This window comes from Amycolatopsis sp. NPDC059021 (assembly GCF_042739895.1).
Taxonomy (GTDB): domain Bacteria; phylum Actinomycetota; class Actinomycetes; order Mycobacteriales; family Pseudonocardiaceae; genus Amycolatopsis.
Map to the genome: position 1 here is coordinate 30,135 of NZ_JBHYIQ010000073.1, position 10,000 is coordinate 40,134.

A 10,000-nucleotide genomic window follows, 5' to 3' on the forward strand; every position below is an offset into this window, starting at 1 on the left:
GACGGTGACCGACCCGGTCGGGTGCCGGGCGGGGGGGGGGGGGGCGCGGCGGGGGGGGGGGGGGGGGGGCCCCCCGCGCCCCCCCCCCCCCCGCGGCACGGTCGGCGACGACCGCACGTGGCCGAACCCGAACTCACCCACCACCGGGACCCCGAGCGGGCTCAGCCGGTCCACGAGCATCGACCGGATCTCCGCCGGATCGCCGCAGCCCGCCCACGAACCCAGCACCACCCCGCGAACACCGGCGAACCAGCCCGAACGCAGCAACTGCGTGAGCATCCGATCCAGCCGGTACACGCTTTCCGTGACGTCCTCCAGCACCGCGATCCCCTCGGCGGGCCGATGCTCCGCGGTGCCGACACCGGCCGCGAGAATCGCCAGATTCCCGCCGATCAGCCGTCCCGTCGCCTGTCCCGGCACCAGGGTTTCGAAACCGCCGGAACGCAGGATGCGGGTCTTCTCCGGTTCGAACAACGTCAGCCGCAGGTGCTCGGCCGCCGCCTCGTCGAACAACTCGCTCGCCGGCATCGGCGAAAGCAGACTGTCCAGTCCTAAATGGACATCGACGGCGCGGTGCAGCGCCGTGATGTCGCTCGACCCCGCGAGGATCTTCGGACCGGCCGCCCGCAGCGCCCGCCAGTCCACCAGATCCAGCATCCGCTGGGTCCCGTAGCCGCCACGCGCGGCGAGGACACAGTGGACATCCGGGTCCAGCCACGCCTCGGTGAACTCCGCCGCCCTCCGACTGTCCGAATCGGACAGATAGCGCGGTGACGACGGCTCGGCACGCACCCCCGCGCCGAGCCGGACCCGCACGCCCCAGCCGCGCAACACCGGAAGCGCGGCGTCGAGCAACGTCTGGGGCACCGGCCCGGCAGGTGCCACGAGCGCGATCGTGTCGCCCTCGCGCAGCCGCGGTGGCCTCACCGCGACAGCTCCAGCCGCGGCACATCCGCCGGCTCGAAACCGAACACCTGCCCGTAGAAGGACAATTCCGCCTCCAGCACCGCGACGATCGTCTCCGCACGGCGGAAACCGTGCTGCTCCCCGGGAAACGTCAGATACGCGTGCTCGATCCCGCGTCCGGCGAGCGACGCGACGAACCGATCCGCCTGTTCCGGCGGGCAGATCTCGTCCTCCAGCCCCTGCAGGAACAGCACCGGACCAGCGAGCGCCGCGGCGTGGTGGATTGGCGAACGCTCCCGGTAGCGTTCGGCGGTTTCGGGCAGCGGCCCGATCAGGCTGTCCAGATAGCGCGACTCGAAATCGTGTGTCTCGCCGCCCTCGCCCGTCCAGCCGGTCAGATCCAGGATCGGGTACATCACCGTGCCCGCGCGATAGGTCCGGGTCATGGTCAGCGACGCCGCCGAGGTGAACCCGCCCGCGCTGCCGCCGCGGATTCCGAGCCGCCGCCCGTCGGCCACTCCCTCGGCGACCAAGGCCTCGGCGACGGCGGCGCAGTCGGCGACGTCCACGACACCCCACTGCTCCCGCAGCCGCTCGCGGAACTTCCTGCCATAGCCGGTCGAACCGCCGTAGTTCACCGCGACGACCCCGATCCCGCGGCTGGTGAAGAACGCGATGTCCAGTTCGAGCGCGGGGAAGTACCGGCCCGTGGGGCCACCGTGCGCGAGCACGAGAAACGGCGGCAGCTCGCCCTCGGGCGCGGTGAACTCCGGGTTCGCCGGGGGAAAGACGTAGGCGGGCACGGATTCGCCCTCGGCGGTGGTGAACACCCGCTCCTCGGGCCGGGGGAGGAACTCCTCGGGCGGCAGTTCCGCCGACTGCGGTGTCAGATCGCGGCGCGTGCCCGCCGCCAGGTCCACGTGCACCACGGCCGACTCGCGCACGGCCCCGGCCGCGATCCCGGCCACACCGCCCGCATAGGCGGTCAAGCAGGTCGACGACCATTCGACCAGGTCCGCCGCGGCCGGTACCGGCGTCACCTCTCCGGTGGCCTCGTCCAGCACCGCCAGCGTTCCGGCGTCGAGCACCGCGTGCCGCCCGCCGCCCAGTGGCGCGAACCAGCGCATCCCGAGCTTCCACAGCGGCCCGCCCAGTTCGCGGGACACCGGCGCCAGGTTCCGCGCCGAGCCGTCGAGCCCGATCCGGTGCAGATTCCACCAGCCATCCGGGTCGAGCAGGGCGAGCAGGCTGCCGGTGGCCTCCCATTCGACCTGGCACACCGCGACGTCCGCGCCGCCCGCCAGCACCCGGTGCGGGCCGAACGTCCCGTCCGGCAAGACCTCGGCGACGCACAGTTCCGTGCCGTCCCACGGCATCGCCGGATGGTCCCAGCCCAGCCAGACCGCGTGCGCGCCGCCGGGGGACACCTGCGGGCCGGTCAGGAAGTGGTGGCTCGCCGTCAGCACCCGCTCGGCGCCGCCGTCGATCGCGATCGCGACCAGCTCCCTGGCGACGTCCGAGCGCTTCGGCCCGACGCTGCGTTCCCGTACCGCCCACACCTCACCCGGCCGCCCCGGCCTGAGGTCGCCGTACCGGACGCCTTGGGGCACTTCGGGTTCCGGCGTCAGCGCGACCACGTCACCGGACGCGTACCGAGCGTGCACCCGCTGATCGGCCCAATGCGTGAACACCACGGTGTCGCCTGCCACGGTCCACGGGCGGCCGCCGTACTCGTGGACCCGGTTGCGCACGTTCCACGGCGCCGGCAGGACGTCCTCGGTCCCGCCGTCCGGCAGCGCCCGCACGAGCGCGACTCGCCCGCCCTCCCCGGGCCGGGCCTCGGCCCACCAGAGTTCGGCGCCGACCGCGTCCAGCCACTGCGGTCCGCCACCGGCCGCGGCGGCCGACGCGGCGGTGATGGGTGAGGTCCATGTTCCGTATGGGGAGATCCGCGACACGCCCCGAGGTTAGCCGCAGGCGCGCCGAAGCAGGGGCGGCGGATGCCGATCACCCTCCGGTGGCCTAGGGTCGGAGGTGTTATGTCGCGCGTAATCCACGTCTTCCGCCAGCCCGACCGGTTCGTCGCAGGGACCGTCGGCGAGCCTGGCGACCGCACGTTCTACCTCCAGGCCTCCGAGGACGTGCGCACCATCAGTGTGACCATCGAAAAACAGCAGGTGGTGGTCCTCGCCGAGCGGCTGAGCTCCCTGCTGGAGGAGGTCGCGAACCGCTTCGGCGCGGAGGTCCCCGAGGAGGTGCCCGAGGACCTCGTCGACGTCGACCCGCTCACCGTGCCGGTCGAGGAGGAGTTCCGCGTCGGCACCATGGGCATCGGCTGGGACGCGGAAAGCAGCGCGGTGGTGATCGAACTGCTCGCGATCACCGAGGGTGAAATCGACGAAACGGTCGTACTCGACGACACCGAGGAGGGCCCCGACGCGGTGCGCGTGTTCCTCAGCCCCGTCGCAGCGCGCGCCTTCGCCGAACGCGCCGACAGGGTCGTCAACGCCGGGCGCAAACCGTGCCCGCTGTGCGGTGAGCCGCTGGACCCCGCGGGCCACATCTGCCCGCGCCAGAACGGCTACCGCCGCGACGTCGACGTCATCGAGGACTGAACCACTCGTGGCGCACATCCGGGCGGGGCAGCCCGAACCCGCCGACCCCGCGGCCACCGCGCTCGTCACGCACGGCCGGATCAGCGTCGAAGGCAGGCTCGTCGATGCCTCCAACACGACCCTGTTCTGTGAGATCGAACTCGACGGCGTCACCGGGAACGCCGTGTACAAGCCGGTCTCCGGGGAGCGCCCGCTGTGGGACTTCCCCGACGGCACCCTCGCCGGCCGCGAGGTCGCCACCGCCATGATCGCCGAGGCGAGCGGACTGGGCGCCATCCCGCCCACGGTCCTGCGTGACGGGCCCTTCGGCGTCGGCATGGTGCAGCTGTGGGTCGAGACCACCGAGGACGACGTCGTCGACGTCCGCGCCCCCGAAGCCGTCCCCGACGGCTGGCGGATCGTGCTGCACGCCCACGACCGGTTCGGCGACCCCGCCGTACTCGCCCACGCCGATCACCCCGGGCTGCGGGAACTGGCCGCGCTCGACGTCGTGGTCAACAACACCGATCGCAAGGGCGGGCATCTGCTCGCCGGGCACGACGGCCGTGTCTACGGGGTCGACCACGGCATCTGCCTGCACACCGACCCGAAACTGCGGACCGTGCTGTGGGGCTGGATCGGCGAAGAGCTGCCAGAGGACGTCGTCGAGAAACTGCGCAAGCTGCGGGTGCAGCTCGACGGCCCGCTCGGCGCCGGCCTCGCCGAACACCTCACCCGCGCCGAGATCCACGCGCTGGGCGAGCGCACCGACGCGCTGCTCGACGCCGGCGTCTTCCCCGAACCCGGCGACGACTGGCGCGCCATTCCCTGGCCGCTGTTCTGATGACCGCGATCATCGACGAAGCCGCCCGCGCGCGGCTCGTCGATCGCTTCGGCCCGGAAGTCGGCGAGTGGTGCGACGCGCTGCCGGATCTCGTCGGCCGCCTCACCGCCCGGTGGAATCTCGAGGTCCGCGACGCGAAGCCGGGCAACACCGGACGCACCCTGCTCTGCGCGGATGGTGACGGCCGGTCCGTGGTCCTGAAACTGACGCCCGAACGGCAGATCGCCGCGGACGAGGCGACGGCCCTGCTCGCCTGGGCGGGCTGCTCCCGGGTCGTGCAGGTCCTCGACGTCGCACTCGACGTCGGCGCCCTGCTGCTGGAGGGGCTCGAACCCGGCACCCAGCTGAGCGAACGCGGTGCGGCGGTGCCCTGGGCCGAGATCGGCGAACTCATCGGCCAGCTGCACGCGACCCGCCCCCGCGCGGAATTCCCCGCGCTCGCCGAACGCTGCGAGCGGATCTTCGCCATCTCGGAACGCCGCTGGCGCGGCTCGGCGGCCGAACGCCACCTGCCCCACGAGGTCCTGCGGCGGGCACGTATCCGCGCCGCCGAACTCGCGACGACCGGCCCTGTCGTGCTGCTGCACGGAGACCTGCATCCCGCCAACGTCCTCGACGGCGGGCCCGGCCGGGGCAGCGTCGCCATCGACCCGCGGCCGAGTCTGGGTGACCCGGCCATCGACGTCGTCGACTGGGTGCTGCTCCCGCTCGCCGAAGGCGGCAGCCTTGAGGACGGGATCGACGCGATCCGGCCCTATCTCGACGTCGATTACGAGCGAGTCCGGCAGTGGTGCGCCGCGCTGGCGCCGCTGGTCGCCCTTCCCGCGCTTCGCCGCGACGAGCCCAGCGCCTACACCGACACGTTGCTGCACATGGCGTCCTGAACGGATCGCGCCTCACCTGCCGCACCGGCCTGGTATTCGGCGCCCGGGTGCGGTACAACCCCAAGATGCCGGAACCCGACGAACTGGATCGGGCGTTCGCCCGGTTGTCGGAACACGCCGCGCAGGCTCGCGAAGCCGTGCGGCGATGGCAGCAGTACCAGATCGCCGCCGAGCTCGCCGCCACCGAGCGGCGGATCATCCCGCTGACGGCGTCCCACGACCAGGCGCGGTACCCCCGGCTGGACTACCTCGATCCCTATTTCCTCGCGACCACAAGTAAGCCGCGCCTGCTGACGGCATTGCTCACGACCGCGCTGCAGCACACCGACGCCGAGGCGGGCAACGTGCAACTGGCCGGTGCCGACGGGCTGCGGATCGTCACCCAGTACGGCTTCACCCCGTCGTTTCTCGAGTTCTTCGCCGTGGTGGGCACCAGCGGATCGGCCTGTGCTTCCGCGCTCACCCGGGCTCAGGCCGTCACCGTCCCCGACGTCACGCAGAGCCCGCTTTTCGACGACCGATCGCGTGCGGTGATGCTCGCGGCCAACGCGCGGACCGTCCGATCGATCCCGTTGCCCGACCCCGCCACCGGTGCGGTGCTCGGTGTGCTGTCCGTCCATCACCACGGGAAGGACGGGCTCGCGACGGCCGACACGACACTGCTCACGGTTCTCGCGCGCGCCACCGGCCGCGCACTGCGCTGGCACTCTATGACCGGGAACGGATTACGCAACGCGTGACCAGGGAAGCCGCCGCTCACGCGCCGGGTGCGAGTGCGGTCAGCGTGCGGCGGCCGTGTTCGTCGCCGACGGTCGCGGGCAGCACGGCGATCTCGTCGAGACCCGCGGCGGTGTAGTCACGAATCCGTGCCCGCACGGCGTCGAGGTCGCCGACCAGACCCACCGTGTGGGCCGCTTCCCGCGGCAGCGCGTCAATCAGCCGGGCACGGCCGGCACCGGCGCGGGCGAGTTCGACGGCCCGGTGATACCCGGCCTCGACTAACATCTCGGCGTAACCGCGCACGGTCAGATATCCGGCGATGCTGCCCAGGATCTGGCTGTACGCCGCGTCGTCGGGGTCGACCGCGGCGGGCAGCCAGGCCACCAACCGCGGCGGGGTGGTCCCGGTGGCTCGTGCGGCGGCGTCGAGTTTGGCGCGCAGCCGGGCGACCTGGGCAGGGGAGACGAGATCGAGGAGCATGCGATCCGCGTACCGGGCGGCGACGGCGATCGCGCGATCCCCGAAGGCCGCCACGGTCAACTGCCCGCCGGGCGGCGGGAGCCGGCGACGGAAGCCATGTGCCCGCAGCTGGTCATCGCCGGGGTCGCGCAACTGCCGGGCCACAGCCTCGGCGGTCTCGGCCAGCACGGTGACCGCGTGCGCGCGCGACCGGTGGTGGATTCCTTCGACCACCCGGATGCTGGAGGTCCCCAGCGCCACCCCGGCCGGGCGCCCGGACAGCGCGGCCACCGAGCCGGCGGCACGGATGATCATCGCCGGGTCCCGCAGCGAAACCGGCAGCGGGCCGATCGTCATCCCGATCCGGGTCGTGACCCGGCCGATCGCGGCGGCCAGTGCGAATCCGTCCCAGGTGGGGCCGCTCTCGCCGACCCACAGGTGCCGGTAACCCAGCCGATCCGCCAAGCCCGCGACCGCCAGGGTCTCCTCGGGCGGGCGCTCGTCCTCCCGCCCGGCCACCACCACACTGATTTCCGCGTCCTCATTGCTCATGGGCCGATCATGACCGGCGGACAGCGGCCCGAACGAGTGGCCCGATGGTCATCAGTCGCAAGAATCAGGCCACCGCCGGAGGTGAAACCGTCTCCGGCGTGGCGCGGAGACGCGGGCCGGGGACGCCGCTAGCGTGGTCGGCCGTGCGTTCCCATTCGTATGACGACGTGCTGAGCGGCCCCCGCAAGCGCAAGATCCCCGAGGTCCCCGCCGAACCCGGCCTCGTGGTCGAGGATCCGGCCAGCGGGTACTGCGGTGCCGTGGTGAAGATCGAGTACGGGAACGTCGTGCTCGAAGACGCCCGCGGCCGCCACCGCGTCTTCCCGCTCGCCCCCGCGGCGTTCCTGCTGGAGGGCAAGCCGGTCACGCTCGTCCCGGTCAAGAACACCCGCGCACCGGTCAAGCAGGTGTCGGCGTCCGGATCGGTACGGGTGCAGGGATTGCAGGCCCGTGTGGCGCGCGACTCGCGCATCTGGGTCGAAGGCAAGCACGACGCCGAACTCGTGGAACGCGTGTGGGGCCACGATCTCCGTGTCGAGGGCGTGGTCGTCGAACCGCTGGACGGCGTCGACGTCCTCGCCGACCGGATCGCCGAATTCGGCACCGGACCGGGCCGCAGGCTCGGCGTGCTGGTCGACCACCTCGTCGCGGGCAGCAAGGAATCCCGGCTCGTCGGCCGGATCCGCGACGAGAACGTCCTGGTCACCGGGCATCCCTACATCGACGTGTGGGAAGCGGTGAAACCGGCCGCGGTCGGCATCCGTGCCTGGCCGCGGGTCCCGCGCGGAACCGAATGGAAGGAAGGCGTCTGCGCCGAACTCGGCTGGGGCGAGCCCTATGAGGGCTGGCAACGGGTCCTCGCCGGAGTGAGCAGCTACCGCGATCTGGAGACGCCGTTGATCGGCGCCGTCGAACGGCTCATCGACTTCGTCACCGAACCGGCGTAAGCGGCCGGAATGTCCGATTCGTCCAAGGTCACGCGTCGGTCACGGCGTGTCACTTGAACGGTGCGCGCCGATGCTTTCTGAGAGCATGTGGTCATGACAGCGGCCCTCGTCTTCCTGATCCTCGGCATCGTCCTGATGATCGCCGAAGTGCTCTCCGGGGACTTCGTGCTGATCATGATCGGCGTCGGCGCGCTGTTCGGGGCCGGATCGGCCGCGCTGACCGGGAACGTCTTCATCGACGTCGCCGTGTTCGCCGTGGCCTCGGTCGGCATGCTCGTGCTCGTGCGGCCCACGCTCAAACGCCGCTTCCTCGCCGGGCCCGACGTACGGACCAACACCGACGCGCTGATCGGCGCCCGCGCGGTCGTTCTGTCCACTGTGGATTTCGACACCGGGCAGGTCAAGATCGGCGGCGAGGTCTGGTCCGCCCGCGCCATGTCCGAGGCGCATCCGCCGATGGCGCCCGGCGTCAAGGTGACCGTGGTCGAGATCTCCGGAGCGACCGCCATCGTCGCGGAGGCACCATGAGATCCCCTCGGTGACGCGTCCGGCACAGCCCAAGAAAACGGTACGAGGTAAGGGGAAACTCTCTTGACGACAATAGCGATCGTCGTGGTCGCGCTGCTCGCCCTGTTCGTGATCATCACCGTGGCCAAGGCGATCATGGTGGTGCCGCAGGCGCAGTCCGCCGTCATCGAACGGCTGGGCAGGTTCCGGACCGTGGCCTCACCGGGCCTGACCTTCCTGGTGCCGTTCCTGGACAAGGTGCGCGCCCGTATCGACCTGCGCGAGCAGGTCGTCTCGTTCCCGCCGCAGCCGGTGATCACCGAGGACAACCTGACCGTCTCGATCGACACGGTCGTGTACTTCCAGGTCACCGACTCGCGTGCCGCCGTCTACGAGATCTCGAACTACATCGTCGGTGTCGAGCAGCTGACCACCACGACGCTGCGAAACGTCGTCGGTGGCATGAGCCTCGAACAGACCCTGACCTCCCGTGACTCCATCAACAGCCAGCTGCGCGGCGTCCTGGACGAGGCCACCGGCCGCTGGGGCATCCGCGTCGCCCGTGTCGAGCTGAAGGCGATCGACCCGCCACCGTCCATTCAGGACTCCATGGAGAAGCAGATGCGCGCCGACCGGGAGAAGCGCGCGATGATCCTGACGGCCGAAGGGCAGCGGGAGTCCGCGATCAAGACCGCGGAAGGGCAGAAGCAGAGCCAGATCCTCGCCGCGGAAGGGTCCAAACAGGCCGCGATCCTCGCCGCCGAGGCCGAGCGGCAGTCGCGCATCCTGCGCGCGCAGGGTGAACGTGCCGCCCGCTACCTGCAGGCGCAGGGCCAGGCGAAGGCGATCGAGAAGGTGTTCGCCGCGATCAAGGCGGGCCGCCCGACGCCGGAGGTGCTGGCCTACCAGTACCTGCAGACGCTCCCGCAGATGGCGCAGGGCGACGCGAACAAGGTCTGGATGATCCCCAGCGACTACGGCAAGGCCCTCGAAGGCTTCGCCCGCGCGCTCGGCGCTCCCGGCGACGACGGCGTGTTCCGTTACGAACCGCCCAAGGAGGACACCCCGGAGAAGCCGGACCTCGAGGACGACGAGGTCGCCGGCTGGTTCGACACCTCGAGCGACCCGAAGGTCGCCGAGGCCGTCGCGGCCGCGGAAGCGGTGGCACGCAAGGAAGTTCCGGCGCTGGGCACCCCGTCCGCGCGGCCGTCGATCCAGGCGAGCCGCCCGGTCGAGCAGCCGCCGGAGGCCGCCGCGGAGCCGACCCCGCCGCCCGCCGCGCCGCAGGCTCCGTCGGCACCGCCGCAGTCGCCGCCGCAGTCGCTGCCGCAGCCCCAGCCGCCCGCGACGCCGCCGGGTGGTCCGTACCAGGGCCCGCCGCCGCAGTCCCCGCCGCCCGGTCAGCAGTTCGGCGGCCAGGACCCGAACAGCGGCCCGTTCCCGCAGCAGGGCCCGTTCGGTGGTCCGCCGCGGCGCTGAGCTGAAGGGGACTTTCCTCCGATAGCACGTAGTGAAGGGGGCACTAACAAGCACCCCCCACCACAAAAAAACAAACACAAACACACACACAATAGTAAAAAACAAAAA

10 protein-coding genes are annotated in these 10,000 nt (G+C 71.4%); 7 read left to right on the top strand and 3 right to left on the bottom strand.

Going from position 1 to position 10,000, the window contains the following annotated elements:
* Window positions 1-927: LD-carboxypeptidase (locus tag ACFWX1_RS33590; RefSeq protein WP_378393780.1), on the bottom strand; the 927-nt coding region annotated here is incomplete at its 3' end.
* Window positions 924-2,864: a S9 family peptidase gene (locus ACFWX1_RS33595; RefSeq protein WP_378393781.1), complete on the bottom strand. Its 1,941-nt coding sequence runs from the start codon at window positions 2,862-2,864 to the stop codon at window positions 924-926. The genes ACFWX1_RS33590 and ACFWX1_RS33595, both read right to left, overlap by 4 nt.
* An 81-nt stretch (window positions 2,865-2,945) precedes the next feature.
* On the opposite strand from ACFWX1_RS33595, the gene ACFWX1_RS33600 reads away from it, so the two are divergent.
* The 4 genes from ACFWX1_RS33600 (at window position 2,946) to ACFWX1_RS33615 (ending at window position 5,968) form a co-directional block, all read left to right on the top strand.
* The gene (locus ACFWX1_RS33600; protein ID WP_378393782.1) at window positions 2,946-3,521 is read left to right on the top strand and encodes a DUF3090 domain-containing protein; all 576 of its coding nucleotides are present in this window, start codon (window positions 2,946-2,948) and stop codon (window positions 3,519-3,521) included.
* 7 nt (window positions 3,522-3,528) lie between these two features.
* Complete coding sequence (locus tag ACFWX1_RS33605) at window positions 3,529-4,344, top strand: SCO1664 family protein (RefSeq protein ID WP_378393783.1); 816 nt, start codon at window positions 3,529-3,531, stop codon at window positions 4,342-4,344.
* A complete protein-coding gene (locus ACFWX1_RS33610; protein WP_378393809.1) occupies window positions 4,341-5,228 on the top strand; it encodes an aminoglycoside phosphotransferase family protein in 888 nt (295 codons plus the stop codon). Before ACFWX1_RS33605 ends, ACFWX1_RS33610 begins: the two co-directional genes overlap by 4 nt.
* A 65-nt stretch (window positions 5,229-5,293) precedes the next feature.
* Window positions 5,294-5,968, top strand: a complete 675-nt coding sequence (locus ACFWX1_RS33615) for a GAF domain-containing protein (protein ID WP_378393784.1) — start codon at window positions 5,294-5,296, stop codon at window positions 5,966-5,968.
* A 16-nt stretch (window positions 5,969-5,984) separates the two neighbouring features.
* On the opposite strand, the gene ACFWX1_RS33620 is transcribed toward ACFWX1_RS33615, so the two are convergent.
* Window positions 5,985-6,959, bottom strand: coding sequence for an LLM class F420-dependent oxidoreductase (locus ACFWX1_RS33620; RefSeq protein ID WP_378393785.1), 975 nt, complete (start codon window positions 6,957-6,959; stop codon window positions 5,985-5,987).
* A 143-nt stretch (window positions 6,960-7,102) separates the two neighbouring features.
* On the opposite strand from ACFWX1_RS33620, the gene ACFWX1_RS33625 reads away from it, so the two are divergent.
* From ACFWX1_RS33625 to ACFWX1_RS33635, 3 genes are all read left to right on the top strand, one after another.
* The gene (locus tag ACFWX1_RS33625) at window positions 7,103-7,906 is read left to right on the top strand and encodes a DUF3097 domain-containing protein (protein ID WP_378393786.1); all 804 of its coding nucleotides are present in this window, start codon (window positions 7,103-7,105) and stop codon (window positions 7,904-7,906) included.
* Between the two features lie 93 nt (window positions 7,907-7,999).
* Window positions 8,000-8,434, top strand: a complete 435-nt coding sequence (locus ACFWX1_RS33630) for an NfeD family protein (RefSeq protein WP_378393787.1) — start codon at window positions 8,000-8,002, stop codon at window positions 8,432-8,434.
* 63 nt (window positions 8,435-8,497) lie between these two features.
* Window positions 8,498-9,892 carry an SPFH domain-containing protein gene (locus ACFWX1_RS33635; protein ID WP_378393788.1) on the top strand — a complete coding sequence of 465 codons (1,395 nt, stop codon included), beginning with the start codon at window positions 8,498-8,500 and terminating at the stop codon, window positions 9,890-9,892.
* The last annotated feature ends 108 nt before the right edge of the window (window positions 9,893-10,000 follow it).